The sequence below is a fragment of the Robinsoniella sp. KNHs210 genome (genome assembly GCF_000686105.1).
GTDB classification, from domain to species: Bacteria; Bacillota; Clostridia; order Lachnospirales; family Lachnospiraceae; genus Robinsoniella; species Robinsoniella peoriensis.
The window spans coordinates 5083591-5103930 of the sequence record NZ_JMLZ01000002.1; the positions used below are offsets into that span (position 1 = coordinate 5083591).

The following is a 20340-nucleotide window of genomic DNA, read 5'->3' on the forward strand; positions in this document are numbered from 1 at the left end:
TTCAACCTGCTTAACCTGCGGCAGTATTACAGGTCTGTCTGTAATAAAAGGGGTGGAAACCATGGAAGAAACGAAGAAAACAATATTGGAGATTAGAAACCTCTCTATTTCATTTACACAATATGACAGAGGGTTTCATCAGATAGACCTTCCGGTAATAAAGGATTTGAATGTACGGATACGGGAAGGGGAGATGGTAGCAGTGGTAGGATCCAGCGGATCCGGTAAAAGTCTGCTTGCCCATGGCGTATTGGGCATTCTACCATACAATGCCCATATGGAAGGCCAGATGCTGTATCAGGGGGAAGCGTTAACCCCCGAGAGAACGAAAAAGCTCAGGGGGGATGAAATTGTTCTGGTACCCCAGAGTACTTCCTATCTGGATCCCCTTATGAAGATTGGGCCCCAGATCAGAAAAGGAAAGAAAGACAAAGTATTAAAAAAGAAAACGGCAGATATATTTAAACGCTATTCTCTGGATCCTGCCATAGACAGTCTGTATCCATTTGAATTATCGGGTGGGATGACAAGGCGGACGCTGATTTCCACTGCCCTGATGGGGACTCCAAAGCTTGTAATAGCAGATGAACCCACACCCGGGCTGCACTTGTCTGTAGCAAAACGGGCAATGGAGCATTTTCGGGAACTGGCTGATCAGGGAGCAGGGGTATTGCTCATCACCCATGATCTGGAGCTTGCATTGGAAGTTGCCGACCGTATCGTTGTTTTTTATGCAGGTACTACAATTGAAGATGCACCGGCATCAGACTTTCGCGGGGAAGACACTTTACGGCATCCATATTCAAAAGCACTCTGGCGTGCCATTCCGGCAAATGGATTTCAGTTTATAAAAGGAGTTCAGCCTTACGTGAAGGATATGCCAAAAGGCTGTCCATTCGGTCCGCGATGTGAATATTTCAGTGAAAAGTGCAAGGGAGAAATCCCCTATCAGAAATCCGGGAACGGGTATGTTCGCTGCGTAAGAAAAGAACGGATCCAATATAAAAAGACAGAAGATAAATATGAAAAAGCAGTGGGAGAGGGGGCATAAATTTGGTACTCAAGGCAGAAAATATCTCTTTCCGATATGATAAAAACGGTCGGGAGATCTTCCGGGATTTTAATCTGGAGGTGCATGAAGAGGAAGTGGTAGGCCTGGTTGCACCAAGCGGATTTGGAAAAACAACGCTCTGCAAAATATTGGCAGGATACATGAAGCCCGATACGGGTGCAGTTTATCTGGACGATAAGCCTCTTTTTGATATGCGCGGATGCTGCCCTGTACAGATGATATGGCAGCATCCGGAGCAGGCAGTTAATCCAAGGCTGAGGATGGGTGAAGTGATAAAAGAAGGTGACCAGGTAGATGCTGCAATCATCCGGGGGTTGGGGATAGAAGAAGATTGGATGAACCGGTTTCCGGCGGAATTATCCGGAGGAGAGCTTCAGCGCTTTTGTATCGCCAGGGCTCTTGGTAAGAGCACCCGTTTTCTGCTGGCAGACGAGATCAGTACGATGCTGGATCTAATCACCCAAAGCCAGATATGGAACTTTCTGTTAGAAGAAACAAGGCGAAGAAAAATAGGACTCATTGCAGTAAGCCATAGTGAGGCTTTGCTGGATGCAGTCTGTACAAGGCAGGTTGTGCTGGAGTCTGTTTAAAATTTGGTTAGCTGATTAAGAAACGCTTAAAGCTGGCTTTCTCAGCATAGTGAACACTACATCCAGATACAAAGCGTCCCATAATCAGTTAAACCTCATTTTAATAAACTTAGCGGCCTTCCAATAAAAGCGCAGCATATCACGACCTGAAATTGTGAATGCTGTGCTTTTTGAAAATTAGTATAGTATATTTTAGGTAATCTGCAGAGATTTGTTAAAAACCCTTTTTAGAAATCTTTTTAAATAATATTAAAGTGTAACTTATGAAATAAATATGTTGCGAATAAAAATGAAGTGTGATAATATATTTATATTGAAAATATCTAATTACTGGCTGTTCTGCCAGGTCATTTCCAAACTACACTAAATTTAATATAAGGCGTTGCCATGCGTGCTGTAAGTCGTTATAATATACTTAAGTCTTCTTGCGCTGCAAAGGATATATGCCTTAAGTAAAAGGAGACTTACTATGAAAAATTCGCCCAAAATAAGTAATAATCAGACAGAAAATAAAAAAATGGAACCATTTATTATGTATCCTACCGTTGACTTTTGTTTTAAGGAATTGATGTGTAGTGAGAAAGCAAGGAAAGGTTTAATAGCGGCATTTCTAAACCTCAATCCAAAAGAGATTCAGGAAACGGTATTGTTGAATACAAACTTACGTAAGGAAAGCGAGGAGGAGAAGCTTGGAATTCTGGACGTAAGAGTATTAATGCATGACGGGACCCAGATTGACCTAGAAATGCAGGTGCTGCCTTTCCGATGCTGGGAAGAACGTACCCTGTTTTATACTTGCAAAATGTACACGGACCAGATCATAAGTGGAGATAATTATGATGTTTTGGTGAAATGTATCCATATCAGTATATTGGACTTTAAATTTTTAAAGGATTCAGATGAGTGGTATTCTTGCTTTCATCTGCGAGAAGATAAGCGAGGGAGTCTGTATTCAGAAAAACTGGAATTCCACGTACTGGAATTACCCAAATTAGGAGATAGATCCGAACCGGAAAATGAACTGTTACAATGGGCGAAATTCTTGAACGGAAAACGTGAGGAGGATTTCAAAGCAATGGCAGAGAAAAACGAATATATAAACGAAGCGTATCAAATATTAAAGAACATCAGTGCAGACGACAGGAAGAGAATTGAATATGAATCAAGAGAAAAAGCGATCAGGGACTATAACCATCTCATATATATGGCAAAAAAGGAAGGTATGGAAGAGGGGATAGAAAAAGGGATAGAAAAAGGGATAGAACGCGGTATGGAAAAAGGGCGCGAAACAGGTATAGAAGTTTTTATTCAGGATAATCTTGAAGAGGGAGTTATTCAGGAACGAATTGTTGAAAAACTGCAGAAACGATTTAATCTGGATTATAATTCGGCTGAAAAATTCTATGAGAAATATAAATAGCTATCCTTATTTTGGGCGTGTTTGAAAATTCATTCCCGCCATCTGCACACCCCACTCTGCGGCATATTTACCTCAATTCAGGTTACGTAGCCCGCTGCGCGCCTTCATCCGGGACAAATCTCCCACAAACTGTGACGCACACCTGCCAGAAAGAAATTTTAAAACACGCTCCAGTACTTGTACTCCATTCGGATAATAATGATAGTAACAGCACTGCCTATTTTGCCAACTGCTGCGTTGTCACTGTCGTTACTGTCTGTATGGAGCTCTAGAGCATCCCGGCGTAAATACACCACTATATAGCACCCGCTATCCGCGCCAGCTGCACGCCCGCTACGCTGTCGATTCACAGACGCACACCTGACGCAGATATCAGGCACTATATATCGACGTATTTACGCCGGGAGGCACTAGAATCCATACTCAGACAATACAGATTCTGCTTTTTTTGTATCATCTACGACACATAAAACAACATAGTTACCGGCAGATTTTACAATTGCGGAATCCAGTTTTGCGGCTTCCGTGGTATTGTAAGTAGCAAACAGTTTGGACTGGTTTGTTGCACGGTTTTTAAACAGTGTTTCTACCTCAGAAACATAAGCACTGTCTTTACATTTTACAATGGCAACTTCACATGCTGTGGTGGCAGCGCTTAAATAGGCAGTGCTTTCTTCGATTTTATCCATGTCCACAAAATAGGTGGAAGCAAAGATATCTGTAGTTGCCTGTTTAAGCTCGCCAGAGGTGATTGCCTGGCTCTGGATTTCTTCTGCCAGTTTGTTAATATCTACATCAATATTTTTATCTTTGCCTCCTGAGCAGGCTGTGAGTGTGAGCATCATAAAAATTGTAATTAAAACTAAACGTAAGTATTTCATAGTATTCTCCTTTAAACTTGATTTAGATCTTGTGCTTCTGTTGCTTCTGTTGCTTCTGTTGCAGGTGTTGTTTCTGTACCTTCTGTGGACGGGCTGTTCCCGGTTGTACCGGAGCTGCCTGTATCACTGATATAATGGGATTTTGTATAGTCAAGCCACATTTTCAGATATTCTTCATACATATGTACTCCATCAGAAGTAGCACCCTTTATCAGGGAACCGTTGCCATCGGACAGCACCTCGTTTAAATTGAGGTAATGGTATCCTTTTTCCTTACAGATTTCCAAGATTTTCTCATTTGCCGCGTCAACATTCTTATTATTTACATAGTCAAATTCGGTCAGGTCTTCTTCTACGTATACAACGGAATAGACATAGATAATTGCATCCGGCTGAATCGTCTGGATGTCTCCAAGAACCTTGGTATAGGTTTCTTTGAAGGTGTTGAAATCATAGGTACCCAGTTCGTTTGTACCGATCATCATATAGACCTTCTTGTAAGGAGCCTTCTTCAGCGCGTCAAATACGGTAATATTACCGGAGGCAGTAGCAATATAAGGCGTGTCATAAATATCTTCCAATTCCATGCCTACAGCGGTCAGAAAGGAACCCTTGGTAATGCCGGATTGGTTTTTAAATCCTTCCATACGGGAATCGCCGATAAATACAGCATCAGCGAAATAAGAATCATCTGCAGGCGTTGCCGCTTTGGGAACCACAACATCACGATATGCTGCAGGTACCGTGCTGTCTGTCTGCGCCTGTGTTTCGGTCTGTGCAGGTGCTTTTTCAGTAACCGGCGTTTTTTTCTGCGATTCAGATTGTGCTTCTGATGCTCCCTTGTTTTGCGCCAGTTCTTCCTGGGCTAATACTTCATCTACTTCAGTCTTAATACGCTGTGCCAGACTGTCTTTCGAAAAAAGGCTAATCAGACTCTTGCCCTCAAAGACGACAAGTACGATCACGATTAGCGTCAGTACATTAATAACAAGACCGTTATTCGGTTTTTTACGCCGCATCCCCGGTCTTTTCTTCTGTTCTCCCATATATAACCACCTTATTAAAAAATTGTTTGTCTTTTGCCCTACTCTATTATATAATAAATGCGATAATTGTAAATACCTTTTTAGAAAATTAAAAAATGTTAATAAGTCCATAATATTTGAAAATAAGGTAATTAAGGAGTAGCAGATGGTTTTCAGCAGTATATTATTCATGTTTCGTTTCTTGCCGGCGGTGCTTATTCTGTATTATATAGCGCCCAGGAAGATACGAAATACCATATTATTTTTATTCAGTCTCTTTTTTTATGCCTGGGGTGAGCCTAAATACGTGTTCTTAATGCTTTTTTCCATTACCATGGATTTTACCTTCGGCCAGCTGATAGGTAAATACAGGGAAAGAGGCAATCTGAAAAAGGCAAAGCAATTTCTGTTAATATCAGTTTTTGCCAATCTGGGAATTTTAGGATTTTTTAAATATGCAGATTTTATCATAAATTCTGTAAACGGAGTTTTTGGAACCGGCATACCGCTTCTGGGAATCCCCCTTCCCATTGGGATTTCATTTTTTACATTCCAGACTATGTCTTATACTATTGATGTATATCGCGGAGTTACCAGGGTACAGAAAAACTGGATCAACTATGGTACTTATGTTTCTATGTTTCCTCAGCTGATTGCCGGTCCGATTGTGCAGTATAAAACAATTGCAAAGCAGATGCGGGACCGCAGAGAGAACAGTGATGAATTTGTGGTTGGAATACACCGCTTCATGATTGGTGTGGGAAAGAAGGTTTTGTTAGCTAATAATATAGGAAAGCTTTGGGATACGATTTCAGCGATGCCGGCAGGGGACATTCCGGTTGCAACAGCCTGGCTTGGAATTCTGGCATATACTTTCCAGATCTATTATGATTTTTCCGGCTATTCGGATATGGCAATCGGCCTTGGCAAAATGTTTGGGTTTCATTTTCTGGAGAACTTTAACTATCCGTATGTATCTAAGAGTATTACGGAATTCTGGAGAAGATGGCATATTTCCCTTAGCTCCTGGTTTCGGGAATACGTCTATATTCCCCTTGGCGGCAACCGCAAGGGTGCTTTAAAGCAGGTGCGCAATATCCTGGTTGTATGGCTGCTCACCGGAATCTGGCATGGAGCCAGCTGGAACTTTGTGATGTGGGGCGTATATTACGGTTTGCTGCTGCTGCTTGAGAAATTCGTGTTAGGAAGATTTTTAGAAAAGCTGCCTGGAGTGATACGAATTTTATATTCCATGTTCTTTGTAATGATTGGCTGGGTAATCTTTGCGTTTGATGATCTGGCAAAAGGTTTTTCCTACATAGGAGCTTTGTTTGGCGGTCACGGACAGGCATTGTTCAACCAGGAAAGCATTTATCTGCTATATAATAACGGGGTTTTGCTGGTGCTTCTGATTCTGGGAGCTACGATGTTACCCAAACTGACAGCGGAGAAATGGCTTGCATGCCTGAAAAACACGCAGTGGGTATGCGTGTTGCTGAAGAGCGTGTTTTATGTGGGGATATTTATCATATCCGTGGCATATCTGGTGGATGCAACCTATAACCCATTCTTATATTTCAGGTTTTAGATATGGCAGAAGTGAGGTTGAAAGAAAATTATGATGTAGAAAGGAAGCCACGATGCGATTCTTTCAACCTGTTTTATTGCGGCAGTATTGCAGGTCTGCCTGCAATGGGTATAAATATGAGCAAAAAACAAAATTGGATAATCATTATATTATTCTTAATTCTAATATTCGGATTCACAATTGCGACACTTCTGAAGTCAGACACCGGATTTTCTGAAAAAGAGAACAGGGAACTGGCACAGAAGCCGGACATATCTCCGGAACGCATTTTTAATGGAAGCTATACAAAAGACTATGAAAAATATCTCACAGACCAGTTTGTGCTGCGGGATGCCTGGATTGGTTTAAAGACGCAGGTGGAACGCGGTACGTTTAAACAGGAAATCAATGATATTTATTTTGCAAAAGACGGGTATCTAATTGAAAAGCACACGGGAAGTTTCACTACGGATACTGCTCTCAGGAATATCCAGGCTTTAAAAGGATTTATGGAAACAGCAGAACAAAAATATGGTTCGGGTCATGTGAAAGCAATGATTGTACCTAATGCCGTGGATATCCTGAGAGAAAAGCTTCCGCCTTTTGCTAGTCCGGCAGAGGAAAAAGGGTATCTTAAAAAAGTAAAGGCGGCATTGCCCGGGGATACCTACTTTGACTGTGAAAGTGTATTAAGGGAACATAAGGACGAGGAAATCTATTACCGCACGGACCATCACTGGAAAACGCTGGCGGCATTTTACATGTATGAGGCATGGGCAAAGGAAATTGGGATTACGCCTCTGACTAAGGATGATTACCGTATCGAAACTCTTTCAAATGATTTTCTGGGTACCATAGAATCTAAGGTGAATTGCAGGGTACAGAGTGATTCCATAGAGGCATTTATACCGAAAAAAGAAGTTCCCTATGTGTTGAATTATAATCATTCCCAGGAAATACGCAGAGATCTGTATGACCGTTCCTTTCTGGAAAAAAAGGATAAGTATGCTGTATTCTTCGGGGGGAACCAGCCGGTTATTGAAGCCAATACGGAGTCGGGAAGCAGCAGGAAGCTGCTGGTGATTAAGGATTCATATGCACATTGTTTTGTACCGTTTGCTTTTCATGATTTTTCAGAGGTGGATATGATAGACCTGAGGTATTTTAATGAAAGCCTTAAGGACTATATGAATGCAAGAAATTACACGGATATCTTATTCTTATACAATGCTTCCGGATTTGCGGAAGATCCAAGTGTAATAAAATTAGGCAATTGACTCATTCCCGCGGGCAAGGAGCCTGACGGGACAAGAAAAATAAAAACAGGAGGTAATGACTATGAAAATGGGGATTTTAGGAGCAGGAAATATTGGTGGTGCCATGGCCAGAACAATAGCTGGGATGGACAAAGTAGAAGCTTACGCCGTGGGAGCAAGAGATTATGCGAGAGCAGAAGCATTTGCCGGACAGTATCATTTTACAAAAGCATTCGGGTCATATGAAGAAATGCTTTCGGATCCGGAGCTGGAACTGGTATATGTGGCAACACCGCATTCCCACCATTACGAACATGTAAAGCTCTGCCTGGAGCATGGAAAACATGTATTGTGTGAAAAAGCATTCACGGTAAATGCAAAACAGGCAGTGGAATTATGTGAGATGGCAAAGAGCAAAAATCTGCTTTTAACGGAGGCGATCTGGACACGTTATATGCCAATGCGCAAAACGCTGGATGAGGTCATTGAAAGTAAGGTAATCGGGGAAATAACATCACTTACGGCAAATCTGGGATATGTGGTAGGGCATCTGCCCAGAATGCAGGAGCCTGCACTTGCAGGAGGAGCGCTGTTGGATCTGGGTGTCTATCCGATTAATTTTGCTTCAATGGTATTTGGGGATAAAATCAAAGAAGTGTCCTCTACTGCAGTGTTAACAGAATCAAAAGTAGATGCGGTTAACAGTATTACACTGATCTATGAAGATGGAAAAATGGCCCAGCTTCACAGCAATATGATGGTTGCCACCGACAGACGGGGTATGATTTACGGTGATAAGGGGTATATTGAAGTACAGAATATTAATAACTGTGAGGGAATCCGCGTATTCGACACCAGTCACAAACTGATTGCTGAATACGAAACCCCAAAGCAGATTACCGGATACGAATATGAAGTGGAAGCATGTATGGATGCCATGGGGAAAGGTGAGCTGGAATGCCCGCAGATGCCGCATAAGGAAACCATACGTATTATGGAATTAATGGATAGCCTGCGTGCACAGTGGGGCGTGAAATATCCAAACGAATAAGGAGGTTAGAATATGAGTTACGCAGATAAAATTTTTATAGATATGTGTCAGGATATTATTGAGAACGGAGTCAGCACAGAAGGGGAAAAAGTCCGCCCTCACTGGGAGGATGGGACATCTGCATATACCATCAAAAGATTTGGCGTTGTGAACCGCTATGATCTGAGAAAGGAATTTCCGGCACTTACCCTGAGAAGAACTGGACTGAAAAGTGCATTTGATGAACTGCTTTGGATCTGGCAGAAAAAGTCCAATAATATTCAGAACCTGAACAGCCATATCTGGGATAGCTGGGCGGATGAAGATGGATCTATCGGGAAAGCTTACGGCTATCAGATGAGCGTTAAACACCAATACAGGGAAGGTATGATGGATCAGGTGGACCGTGTCATTTATGATCTGAAAAATAATCCCTACAGCCGCAGGATAATGACTAATATCTATGTACATGCAGACCTGCATGAGATGAACCTCTATCCTTGTGCTTACAGCATGACTTTTAATGTGACAAAAGAAAAAAATGAAGACAGGCTGACCCTGAATGCGATTTTAAACCAGCGCTCTCAGGATGTACTTGCTGCAAACAACTGGAATGTATGCCAGTATGCACTGCTGGTTCACATGCTGGCGCAGGTATGTGATATGAATGCAGGAGAGTTTGTCCACGTAATTGCAGATGCCCATATTTATGACAGGCATATTCCAATCATTAAAGAGCTGATACAGCGGGAAACTTTTGAAGCTCCGAAAGTATGGCTGAATCCGGACGTAAAGGATTTCTATGCATTTACGGTAGATGATCTTCATGTGGAAGACTATGTAACCGGACCGCAGATTAAGAATATTCCGATTGCAATTTAATTCTCAGTACAGCGGCACTCAGATAAAAGCGGGTGCTGCGGTACCGGGCACAGGAGGTTTAAAATGAATTTTATAGTAGCAGTAGATAAAAACTGGGGCATTGGAAATGAGAATAAGCTTTTGGTGAGCATTCCGGCGGATATGAAATTTTTCCGTGAAACGACTTCAGGAAAAGTAGTTGTTATGGGAAGAAAGACACTGGAGAGTTTTCCAAACGGTCTCCCGTTAAAAAACAGAACAAATATAGTACTAACCGGCAATAAGGATTATAAAGTTAAGGATGCAGTAATTGTACACAGTATGGAGGAACTTCAGGAAGAATTGAAAAAATACGACAGTGACGATATCTACGTCATCGGCGGAGACAGCATTTATCATCAGATGCTTCCTTACTGCAGTTTAGGCCATGTAACGAAGATTGACCATGAATATGTAGCAGATTCCCGTTTTCCGGATTTAGATAAAATGGAAGAGTGGGAGGTGACAGGTGAAAGTGAGGAACAGACATATTTTGACCTGGAGTACACCTTTATCAGGTATGAACGAAAGAAAAACTAAACAGATTCATTGAAATAATGTCACTTTCATAATTTCATGCATTAAATTAAGAAATTTCCGGCTTTGTCTTGACAATCTGTAAGAAAAGTAGAATAATGGGAAGAAAAAAGTTTGAAAGTTTCTTTCAAACTACTTATTAATGCAGTATCGCTGGAGGAACCTGTATACTGCAGGGGTAAAAATATGATAAAAGCTTTCAGGGAAGGATGAGAAAAATGTTAGATATCAAAATTGAAAAAACTATGAATCCGAAACCAATTCCAGGACCGGAAAATCCGTTGGTATTTGGTACCATTTTTACAGATCATATGTATGTAATGGAATATAGTACGGAAAAGGGATGGCATGATCCTGCGATTATGCCTTATCAGCCTATTACATTGGATCCATCCGCTATGGTATTTCATTATGGACAGGAGATGTTTGAGGGCTTAAAAGCTTATAAAACAGAAGATGGAAGAATCCTGTTATTCCGCCCGGACAAAAATGCAGAAAGAGCCGTTAACTCCAACAAAAGACTGATGATTCCGGAAATTCCGGTGGAGGACTTTATTAACGGTGTCAAAACACTTGTCGAAATAGACCAGGCGTGGATTCCTACAAAAGAAGGTACATCCCTTTATGTAAGGCCATTTGTAATCGCAACAGATCCTTTCCTGGGAGTACGTCCATCTAATACATACAAATTCATCATCATTTTATCACCGGTAGGTGCTTATTATCCGGAAGGACTGAATCCGGTTAAGATCTGGATTGAAGATGAGTATGTAAGAGCGGTTCGGGGCGGTATCGGTGAAGCCAAAGCAGGCGGCAATTACGTAGCTTCCATGGCGGCACAGGTAAAGGCACATGAAGAGGGATATTCCCAGGTACTCTGGCTGGATGGAGTTGAAAGAAAGTATATTGAAGAAGTGGGCGCAATGAATATCTTCTTTAAGATAAACGGAACGGTTGTGACACCGGTATTAAACGGCAGTATTCTTCCGGGTGTAACCAGAAATACCTGTATAGAACTGTGCAAAGAGTGGGGACTACCGGTTGAAGAAAGAAGAATTAGTGTGGATGAACTGGAAGAAGCAGCCAGGACAGGTGCATTGGAAGAAGTATGGGGAACCGGAACCGCAGCGGTTATTTCTCCGGTAGGTCATCTGCGTTATGTGAATGACGTATTCCAGATTGGAGATGGTGGAATTGGTGCGATCAGCCAGAGGCTGTATGATACCGTAACCGGAATCCAGTTAGGAAAAATAGAAGATACACATGGCTGGACAATGGAAGTTGGGAATGCCAGGTAAGTGTAAAAATTAATTTCAAAGTAGACATTACAATAATTAAGCGTACAGACAAAGGAGACAGCGGCTTCACTGCCGGGTTTCTGTGTCAGTACGCTTTTTGTGTTACCTTTATTCCAGTTCCCTGGAATTATAGATTTGGAGAGAAAAAAATATGGATATACCCATTGCGGCTGATATCAATACAGTAACCAGAAGATATTTTGGAAAAACCGGCATAGCGGACAGTTTTTCCGGGTTGAAAGACTGGATCAGCCCGGCAATTTCCTTGGGAATCAGTGCGATGATGAGTATCATGCCGGTGAGAATAAATTTTGTCTTCGCATATCCAAACTTATATTGGACGGGAATGTAAATGGATAGTAGTACCAGTGCAATTGCCGTTACCAGAAAGCAATGAAACAAACTGACCGGTGCAGTTCCCGGAAGTATCAGGGCTATGGACTGGTACAGGATGATACAGCATATTAAAGGCAGCATCAGGAAAAGGTAACGGGCGACAACCAGATCACATCTCATATAGGGAGCGGAACACAAAAGGGACTCTGCCTTTTCAAATTTGAACTCCTTAAGGGAGAGATTCTGGCATACGAGCAGATAAACCATAATCACGATGTATAGCAATACAATTGTTCCGGGCAGGTCAGGAAACACAGTGTGGATGAGCACCTGGATAAGAGCAGCAATTGCCAGGCTCACAATAAAATATAATCGGATCATATAATAATCTTTTTTAATCAGGTGTAATATCATTTCAGGTCCTCCTTTTCCATATATCTCTTCATAGTTATCATAGTTCCCGGCGGGAGAAGATATGGGAAGAAATCACTATGGATACGGCATTGACTATGATAATGGCGGCTGCCATCAGGATATAGAGTACAGAATTTGGCGGCATTTTTGTGATTTGAATGTTGGACAGCAGATCGAGTTTTATGATAAAAGCAATTCCAAAAGGAATCACCATAATAAGCATTATGAATAGATATTGTACTTTCTCGAATCCTATCTTATACTCCAACGGCTCACAGATACCATAAAGGATGGATAAAATCAAAAAGGATGTCAATACCGACATGAAATGAATCTGCTCCATTTGCAGAATGGACATGACGGTGATATAAACAATACAGCAGTAAAAAAACATCATGTATAAAAATACATAGCGGGCAACTACCATAGCGGTTCTGCTGTAAGGAGAGGCACAAAGCAGGGGAATCACTTTATATGCTTTATAGTCTGCCTGTGAAACAAAGCTGGTTGTGAGCATAGGAAAGAAGATACTCAGCGTGATAAACAGGGGAGCGCCTGCCAGTCCGGGTGTCCGTAATACCAGAAAGACTGAAAAAAAGATGGTAAAACCCATCATCAGCAGCAGATTGGTTTTAATAATTATACAATCCTTTTTTAGCAGATTCAGAATCATTTTGATTTTCCTCCTTTTATGCATCCCAGCATAATGTCCTCTATTCCCGGTTTTTCCACCAGAATATCCGGTATGCTCCGGCGTATTTCTGCTATTTGTTTTGTAATTCCGGTGAAACCAAAACGCGTTTCTTCCAAATTCAAAAACAGCTCTTTTACCGATGGAGACAGATGCGTGCCATCGCCTTTTACCAGTCGGTATTGCTCTAAAAGCATATCTTTCTCTTCTTCAAATAGAATGCGCCCCTCATCAATCAAAATCAGCATATCTGCGATCCGGTCCAGGTCGGAAGTGATATGGGTAGAAAAAAATACACTCTTTCCGCCTTCCTTCATAAAGTCTGTTAAAATATTCATAAACTGACTGCGGATCAGAGGGTCGAGTCCACTGGTTGGTTCATCCATGATCAGAAGCTCCGCTTCATGGGAAAGTGCCAGCGTAAGAGCAAACTTCATATGCATGCCTTTGGAAAGAGTCGCTATTTTCTGCTTCGGATTCAGGGAAAAACGGTCCATATAATCCCGGTATGTCTTTTCGTTCCACTTTGAGTAGGCGGGTGCCAGGATGCTTTTCATCTCTGACATGGTGAGATCTTCGTAGAAGCATCCGCTGTCCAGGACTATGCCTAATCGGTTTTTGATTTCCCGGCTGTGTTCAGCCATATCAAGCCCAAATACCTTGATGTGTCCTGCATCTTTATTGGCAAGGCCTAAGATTGATCGGATGGTAGTTGTTTTGCCGGAGCCGTTGATTCCGATAAATCCTGTAATGCAGTCGCAGGGAAGTGTGAAAGTTACATCTTCTAATGCAAAGTTCTTATAATTCTTATTTAATCCGGTTACTTCTAATACATTTTCCATGTATAAATCCTCCTGCTTACTCTTCGTCATATAGGATATCCATCATATCCATCAGTTCCTGTTTGGAAATTTCCAGGGTTTTTGCCGACATGATCATATCCTGCATTTTCTGTTCTACCAGACGCCGCTTGGAGTCCCGCAGCAGTTCCAGATTACCGGCAGAGATAAATGTTCCGATCCCAACCTGGCTGGTAACAAAGCCTTCGGCTTCCAATTCATCGTAAACACGGCGTATGGTAAGGACGCTTACCTTTAAGTCGTTGGCAAAGCCCCGGATAGAGGGCAGGGCATCCCCCTCTTTTAATTCGCCTTTGAAAATGGCGTCTTTGATTTGTTCTTCAATTTGCTGGTACAGAGGTTTGTCTGTAGTGTTGGAGATTAATATTTTCATTTGGACTAATCACTTTCTGCATACGGTGTGTATGCTTGTAATACACACTATATACTTATAACACGGTTTTGTCAAGAGGGTTTGCATGAGATTGCATCATGTTTTTATGCTGAAATGGCGGGTATCCTTTTGTATAAACAAATATGCTCAAATACAGAATCAAAATGGTTAAAAATGCAAAGAATCCAACAAAAGATAACCAGAAATAATATATAGAAAATGCTAAAATATTATAATAAATCAGCAACAAGATCTAAAAAAGAATCAAGTTGCACAAAAAGGAGGTAAAGAGAGATGAAAGAAAGTCGTAAAAAAAGGCGCCGGGTATCCTCGGCAGCAGCATTCTGTCTGGCTGCATCTATGGTGGTAACAAATATGCAGGCGGCAGTGGCTTTTGCAGCGGAAAATAGTGGTGGGACCGCTGCGGCAGAAGAACAATTGATTATGGAACAGACAGAAGTAAATCGTGAAAAAATACCGGAGACAGAGAAGGTCGGGGAACGTTCCGCGGTAGAAACGAATGAAGAAAAAGTAGAGTCAAAAGAGAAACTGAGTGAAATACCTGCATCCATACCGGAACCGGAACAGGAAACGCAAGGCATACGTACAGCGGAAGATGGGAATACCGGGACGTTTCTGTTTGGTACAAAGCCAGTCAATGGAGTAACCAGTAAAAATCTTTATTCGGAAGAGACTGGCTTTGGATTTTCAGACCTCACATATCCGGAAGAAGCGGCAGGCTGGCAGGGAAATGTGTATTATCCAAGAAATGCATCTATAACCACCGGGAGTGCTGCTTACGTTACAGATGAGCAATCGTATCTGCGGATTGCAAGCCAGGTGTGGACAGAGACGGAGAATACCGGATATGGTGTTTATACATATGAAAATACTTCTACATTGGATGTAAAACTGGAAGCTAAGGATTATGATGTTACGGTGGAACTGGTAAATCCTACGGATATGGATTATTCCGCCAGTCTGGAATCTGAGGATATTACGAAAGCTTCGGATGTAGCAGTGCCGGCAGGCAGCAGAAAAACCGTAACATTTCATACCTGTCTCATTGATGGTGTGCTGAATCTGAAATTCTTAGCTGACAGCAAAGCCGTTTCTGCAGAAGAGGCAGCAGAGCAGTCTGTCTATGTGGAAAGTATGAAGATTGAGGCATCTGCAGAAAAAGCGGCAGGAGATAAGCCCACCATATTCCTGGCATCGGATTCTACGGTGCAGACTTATGAGGATTACTATGATCCACAGACAGGATGGGGAGAGGCACTGCACAATTTCTTCGGAAATTATATAGGCGAGGGTCCTTGCGATGACTGTAATTACAGTCAGTCCAGAAGCTATGAAACAGATCAGGTGATCATAGAGAACAGGGCAATTGGTGGAAGGAGTTCCAGATCCTTTATTGAAGAAGGGAAGCTGGACGACCTTTTAGAGGATGTAAAGCCCGGAGATTATCTGCTGGTACAGTGGGGGCACAATGATGCAACATCCTCCAGACCAAACCGCTATGTATCTCCGGAGGATTTTGGTAAGTGGATTCAATATTATATTGATGGAGCCAGCCAAAGAGGAGCGTCTTGTATTCTGGTAACTCCGGCAGCAAGGTACAGTTACAATGCAGACGGTACTTTTAATGAAAATTTTAAAGCATATGGGGATGTCATGAGGATCATTGCAGCACAGGAAAATATACCGTTAGCAGACTTAAGTGCAGCATCCATTGCGTTGTGTGAAAGCTTTGGCATTGAAGGGGCAAAATCTCTGTTCCTTTGGGTGGAACCGGGAGAATATACCGGCGCCTATGCAGGGGGAGCAACAGACAGTACCCATTTGCAGTATTATGGAGCTTATAAGTTCGCTCAGTGTGTAGCAAAAGAGATTTCAGAAATATCCCAGCCGGAAGATCCGACGATCAGCCGCCTGCAGTCTTTAATTAATCTGAAGGAGTCAGCCAGTGTTCCCCAGGCTGTTACGGGGTTAATGCCAATTACCATAGGGGCTTCCAGTGTTTCGATGCAATGGGATGCATCCCGGGGGGCTGAAATGTACTATATTTTCAGGGAGGAACTGACAGAGGGGGCAGCCGCGGATACGATTGACTTTACAAATGCGGAAAAGTATTCCGTTACTGCAGGCACCAGATATACGGATAATGGATGCGAGGGCGGCAGGAATTATGTATATGCCGTATGCGGTTATAATGATAAAGGTCTGGGTGAAATGTCGGAAAACTTGACGGTCACAACAAAATCCGCCCAGTATAAATATGATTTTAATTATAATAATTCACCTACCATGGACGGATGGACCGGCGTAAACCAGAACCAGGGGTATACAAAAGAAGCGGGTTATGGATGGATTAAAGCACCCAATAATGGCCGTAACCGCGCAGGTAACGGAAATGCCGATTCTTCGGCTATGGCAGATGATTTCAATCTGGGAGAAGGAGAATTTGCCGTAGATCTTCCAAATGGTGATTATGAGATTAAAGTATATGCAGGCGATCTGCTTCCCGGAACTTCAACGATTAAGGCGTCTTATACGGCTGAGGGAAAAGCAGCGGGAGGTATTTCCACCAAACAGGCACTGGCGAGCATGGCAGCTTCTGTGCGTGTTATGGATGGGCAGCTCAACCTTACCGTAGGAGGATCAAATCCCTATATTAATGGGCTTGAAATTACCCCGGTTTTATTAGCGCCATCCGGTTTAAATTATTCTGAGATGAGCATTGAAGGAAATTCTGCTTCTTTTCTGATAGGTTTTACCGGAGTGGGAGAAGCTGCGGCGTACCGGATTTACCAGAAGGGACAGGCAGATGAAAAATTTACCATGGTGAAATCTTTTACGGCAGAGGAGTATCAGGCGGATGAATTGTCCTGCCGGTCCATGAAGGCCTCGCTGGGAGAAACTTACCAGTACTATATTACTGCACTGGGAACGGATGGAACAGAATCAGCACCAAGCAATACCATTGAAATAGATATGCTGGATCCTGGGGTTAAAAAACCGGCACCTCCCGCAAATATAAAATGTGACAGTGCTAAAAATGGAGAGATAAAACTCTCCTGGGACAGTACGGATACCGCTTTTAAATATATGGTTTACCGTTCTGATAAGTCTGAGGATGAAAAAGGGTTTAAAGAGTTTATAAAAGTTGGAGAAACCCAGGTTCCCGGTTTTACAGATACGGGAGACGATTTGACCGCGAATATACCGTATTATTATAAAATAAAGGCAGTAAATGCCGGGGGAGCGGGGGATTTTTCAAAGGTCTGCAAGACAGAAGTGACGGGGGAATTAATTGCTTCGCCTGCGGAAACATTGACGGACCGAGGCGCAATTGCCATAAATCTGGCGGGAGCTGACGGAGGGGAAACCGTTGTAACTGCTTCTGATGCAGCAGGAAAGGAATATACCAGCGGTGTCTATTTAAGCTGGCGGTCATTTGAAAAAGACCCGAAAGGAACTACGTTTGATATTTACAGAAATGAAACGAAAATTGCAGAAAATCTCTCTGTTACCAATCTGGTGGATGAGGGAGGTACCGCTTCTGACATCTACCGGGTAGAAGGATCTTCCGATGAGGAGCTTGGATTAAAGGTATTGGACACTGCTGTGTGGCAGGATAAATATCTGGAATTAAAGCTTTACAGCCCGGCAGATCAGACAATGCCGGATGGAACTGCCTGTACTTATTCGGCAAATGATATGTCCGTAGGGGATCTGGACGGGGATGGACAGCTGGAATTAGTTGTAAAATGGTATCCTTCCAATGCCCAGGATAATTCTGCAAAAGGATATACGGGAACCACATTCCTGGATGGATATGATGTGAATTTTGCAACCGGGGAAGTGTCTCTGCTGTGGAGGATTGATATGGGTGTCAATATCCGTTCCGGTGCTCATTATACCCAGTTCCAGGTGTGGGATTTTGACGGGGATGGAAAAGCAGAGATTGCAGTTAAGACAGCAGATGGAACGACTTCTTATCAGAGCACAGACGGTACGGATGCCGGACTTGTGGAAAAGGCATATGTAGGTGCCTGCAATGCAGCTTCCCTTCCAACGGATCAAATAAGCAAGGCTCATGATTATCGGAACGGAACGGGATATATTCTGGAAGGACCTGAATATTTTACGATGTTTAGCTGCGATGATGCATCTCTGATCGATACTGTGGACTATGAACCAGGCAGAGGAAATGTAAATGCCTGGGGGGACGGATATGGCAACCGTGTAGACCGGTTCCTGTCGGCAGTGGCATATTTAAATGGAACTACACCAAGTGCAGTGTTCTGTCGGGGTTATTATACGAGAACCTGTCTTACGGCATATAATCTGGCAGATACGGATGGCGACGGTGTTGGGGATAAAATCAAGACCTTTTGGAAGTTTGACACCAATGAAGCAGGAAGCCAGTATGAAGCTCAGGGAAATCATGGCTTAAGTGTGAATGATATCGATAACGACGGAAAAGATGAGATTATTTACGGTGCGCTGGTCATAGATCACAATGGAACCGTAAAGTATTCAACCGGCCAGGGACATGGCGATGCCATGCATGTATCCGACTGGGTGAACTGGAATGAGGGGCTGGAAGTTATGGCGGTCCATGAACATGATGATGCTTCTTATCATGTAGAAATACATGATGCTGAGACCGGCAAAATCTTAATGGGATATCATGTTGGACGGGATACCGGAAGAGGTGTAGCTGCTGATATTGATCCAACCGCATCCGGGGCGGAATTCTGGTCTATTGCATCTCCCAATTCGTCAGCAGAGGAAGAGCCTTCCTGGGATTCCAGGGATGGTGGTGTATATTCCACAATGTCGACTTTGGAAAATTTAATTACACTGGCTGAGAAGTCTCCTGCATCCAATGCAAGCATTTTTTGGGATGGAGATCTGTTAAGCGAAATTCAGGACCACAGGTTTGACAGTGGTGCTTACAAACCGATTGCCGTAAACCTGACAAAATGGGACTACGAAAACAATCAGGAAGTTACGCTGTTTGATTCAACGCAAATTTTGTCAAACAACGGAACCAAAGGAAATACCGGTTTGACCGCGGATATCTTAGGCGACTGGAGGGAAGAAATAATTTCCCGCTGCAGCAGCGACCAGAACAGGATCCGCATCTATGCATCCACAATTCAAACAGATTATGTAGTCCCGTGCCTCCTGGAAAACAGGGCATACAGACAGGGGGTAGCATGGCAGAATGTGGCATACAACCAGCCGGCTAATTTAAGCTATCTCTTATCGGAAGGTCTGATCACAGCTCAGTTAACGGCACAGGAAGATAAGACAGCATCTGATTCCCTTACCTTTACCTTTACGCCTGCAAGTGATGGTGTCCGTGGACATGAAATTGCGGGTTATGAAATTTACAGATCAGAAGATGGCAAAACATATAAGCTGATCGACACTGTATCGGCAGACCGGAATCAGGAAGTTTATTCGTATACCGATAAAAATTTAGAAACGGATACAATGTATTTTTATAAGACAGCAGCAGTCGTGGATGGAAAAACCTCTTATATGTCAAAGCCGCTGGAAATGAAAACAAAAAGAAAAGCTGCTGAAGTGCTCTACCGGTTTGATTTTGGGATTTCAAATGACAAGGCAGCAGAAGGCTGGATTGGAATCACCGTAAATGGCAAAGGAGGCAGCAAGACCAATGATGAATTGGGGATTACTTATTCGAAAGAGAAAAAGTTTGGATTTGCTGATGGAGCAAATATAATTACAGGGCGCTCAGAAGACTATATCTGTGATCAGGGGGAAATTCCAGCAGATGTCTATCAGGATTTTGCATTGCCTGATGGGAATACTTTTTGTGTCGACGTGCCAAATGGAACCTATCAGGTAGATATTGTAGGAGGTTCAGCATATAAAAGTACGGTAAAAGGCGACCTGGAAGGAACTGTGGCAGTAAAGGTGGAAAATGGTGCAAACAGCTATACCGTTGGGACTTATGAAGTAGAAGTCACGGATGGACAGCTGAATTTTAACTGTGCTCCAAAATCAATATCAAGGTTGGATGCCATGATTATTACCAGGATATAGACTGCA

At 42.7% G+C, this 20340-nt stretch carries 18 protein-coding genes; 11 read left to right on the top strand and 7 right to left on the bottom strand.

The window, feature by feature from the left end; genetic code table 11:
* Nucleotides 1–61 precede the first annotated feature (61 nt).
* The 4 genes from CD03_RS35170 (at nucleotide 62) to CD03_RS39690 (ending at nucleotide 3278) form a co-directional block, all read left to right on the top strand.
* Complete coding sequence (locus tag CD03_RS35170) at nucleotides 62–1051, top strand: oligopeptide/dipeptide ABC transporter ATP-binding protein (RefSeq protein ID WP_044290457.1); 990 nt, start codon at nucleotides 62–64, stop codon at nucleotides 1049–1051.
* Nucleotides 1052–1053: 2 nt separating this feature from the next.
* A complete protein-coding gene (locus tag CD03_RS0128775; RefSeq protein ID WP_027296567.1) occupies nucleotides 1054–1662 on the top strand; it encodes an ABC transporter ATP-binding protein in 609 nt (202 codons plus the stop codon).
* A gap of 469 nt (nucleotides 1663–2131) precedes the next feature.
* Complete coding sequence (locus tag CD03_RS35175; RefSeq protein ID WP_052378030.1) at nucleotides 2132–3082, top strand: Rpn family recombination-promoting nuclease/putative transposase; 951 nt, start codon at nucleotides 2132–2134, stop codon at nucleotides 3080–3082.
* Nucleotides 3083–3188: 106 nt separating this feature from the next.
* Complete coding sequence (locus tag CD03_RS39690; RefSeq protein WP_334291706.1) at nucleotides 3189–3278, top strand: DUF6783 domain-containing protein; 90 nt, start codon at nucleotides 3189–3191, stop codon at nucleotides 3276–3278.
* On the opposite strand, the gene CD03_RS38140 is transcribed toward CD03_RS39690, so the two are convergent.
* From CD03_RS38140 to CD03_RS0128790, 3 genes are read right to left on the bottom strand one after another with little or no spacing between them, the layout of a single operon-like run.
* Entirely contained in the window at nucleotides 3241–3432 is a 192-nt protein-coding gene (locus tag CD03_RS38140; RefSeq protein WP_156043056.1) for a hypothetical protein, read from the bottom strand. The genes CD03_RS39690 and CD03_RS38140 overlap by 38 nt on opposite strands.
* A 60-nt stretch (nucleotides 3433–3492) precedes the next feature.
* Entirely contained in the window at nucleotides 3493–3963 is a 471-nt protein-coding gene (locus CD03_RS0128785; protein ID WP_027296568.1) for a DUF4358 domain-containing protein, read from the bottom strand.
* A gap of 11 nt (nucleotides 3964–3974) precedes the next feature.
* Complete coding sequence (locus CD03_RS0128790) at nucleotides 3975–5009, bottom strand: GDSL-type esterase/lipase family protein (RefSeq protein ID WP_027296569.1); 1035 nt, start codon at nucleotides 5007–5009, stop codon at nucleotides 3975–3977.
* Between the two features lie 145 nt (nucleotides 5010–5154).
* Between CD03_RS0128790 and CD03_RS0128795 the strand changes: the two genes are divergently transcribed.
* From CD03_RS0128795 to CD03_RS0128825, 6 genes are all read left to right on the top strand, one after another.
* The gene (locus CD03_RS0128795) at nucleotides 5155–6576 is read left to right on the top strand and encodes an MBOAT family O-acyltransferase (protein WP_027296570.1); all 1422 of its coding nucleotides are present in this window, start codon (nucleotides 5155–5157) and stop codon (nucleotides 6574–6576) included.
* A gap of 2 nt (nucleotides 6577–6578) precedes the next feature.
* The gene (locus CD03_RS0128800; protein WP_052378031.1) at nucleotides 6579–7832 is read left to right on the top strand and encodes a DHHW family protein; all 1254 of its coding nucleotides are present in this window, start codon (nucleotides 6579–6581) and stop codon (nucleotides 7830–7832) included.
* A 61-nt stretch (nucleotides 7833–7893) separates the two neighbouring features.
* Entirely contained in the window at nucleotides 7894–8862 is a 969-nt protein-coding gene (locus tag CD03_RS0128805; RefSeq protein WP_027296572.1) for a Gfo/Idh/MocA family protein, read from the top strand.
* Between the two features lie 12 nt (nucleotides 8863–8874).
* Nucleotides 8875–9723 (top strand): thymidylate synthase, encoded by an 849-nt coding sequence (gene thyA / locus CD03_RS0128810; protein WP_027296573.1) that lies wholly within the window; start codon nucleotides 8875–8877, stop codon nucleotides 9721–9723.
* Nucleotides 9724–9786: 63 nt separating this feature from the next.
* Nucleotides 9787–10281: a dihydrofolate reductase gene (locus CD03_RS0128815; RefSeq protein ID WP_027296574.1), complete on the top strand. Its 495-nt coding sequence runs from the start codon at nucleotides 9787–9789 to the stop codon at nucleotides 10279–10281.
* Between the two features lie 215 nt (nucleotides 10282–10496).
* Nucleotides 10497–11576, top strand: a complete 1080-nt coding sequence (locus tag CD03_RS0128825; RefSeq protein ID WP_027296575.1) for a branched-chain amino acid aminotransferase — start codon at nucleotides 10497–10499, stop codon at nucleotides 11574–11576.
* Between the two features lie 108 nt (nucleotides 11577–11684).
* On the opposite strand, the gene CD03_RS0128830 is transcribed toward CD03_RS0128825, so the two are convergent.
* From CD03_RS0128830 to CD03_RS0128845, 4 genes are read right to left on the bottom strand one after another with little or no spacing between them, the layout of a single operon-like run.
* Nucleotides 11685–12326: an ABC-2 transporter permease gene (locus tag CD03_RS0128830; RefSeq protein WP_027296576.1), complete on the bottom strand. Its 642-nt coding sequence runs from the start codon at nucleotides 12324–12326 to the stop codon at nucleotides 11685–11687.
* Nucleotides 12327–12363: 37 nt separating this feature from the next.
* On the bottom strand, nucleotides 12364–12999 hold the full coding sequence (locus tag CD03_RS0128835; RefSeq protein WP_027296577.1) for an ABC-2 transporter permease: 636 nt from the start codon (nucleotides 12997–12999) through the stop codon (nucleotides 12364–12366).
* Nucleotides 12996–13859 (bottom strand): ABC transporter ATP-binding protein, encoded by an 864-nt coding sequence (locus CD03_RS0128840; protein ID WP_027296578.1) that lies wholly within the window; start codon nucleotides 13857–13859, stop codon nucleotides 12996–12998. The genes CD03_RS0128835 and CD03_RS0128840 overlap by 4 nt, the downstream gene beginning before the upstream one ends.
* A 16-nt stretch (nucleotides 13860–13875) precedes the next feature.
* Nucleotides 13876–14250 carry a GntR family transcriptional regulator gene (locus tag CD03_RS0128845; RefSeq protein ID WP_027296579.1) on the bottom strand — a complete coding sequence of 125 codons (375 nt, stop codon included), beginning with the start codon at nucleotides 14248–14250 and terminating at the stop codon, nucleotides 13876–13878.
* 294 nt (nucleotides 14251–14544) lie between these two features.
* Between CD03_RS0128845 and CD03_RS36605 the strand changes: the two genes are divergently transcribed.
* Nucleotides 14545–20334 carry a rhamnogalacturonan lyase family protein gene (locus CD03_RS36605; protein WP_052378032.1) on the top strand — a complete coding sequence of 1930 codons (5790 nt, stop codon included), beginning with the start codon at nucleotides 14545–14547 and terminating at the stop codon, nucleotides 20332–20334.
* The last annotated feature ends 6 nt before the right edge of the window (nucleotides 20335–20340 follow it).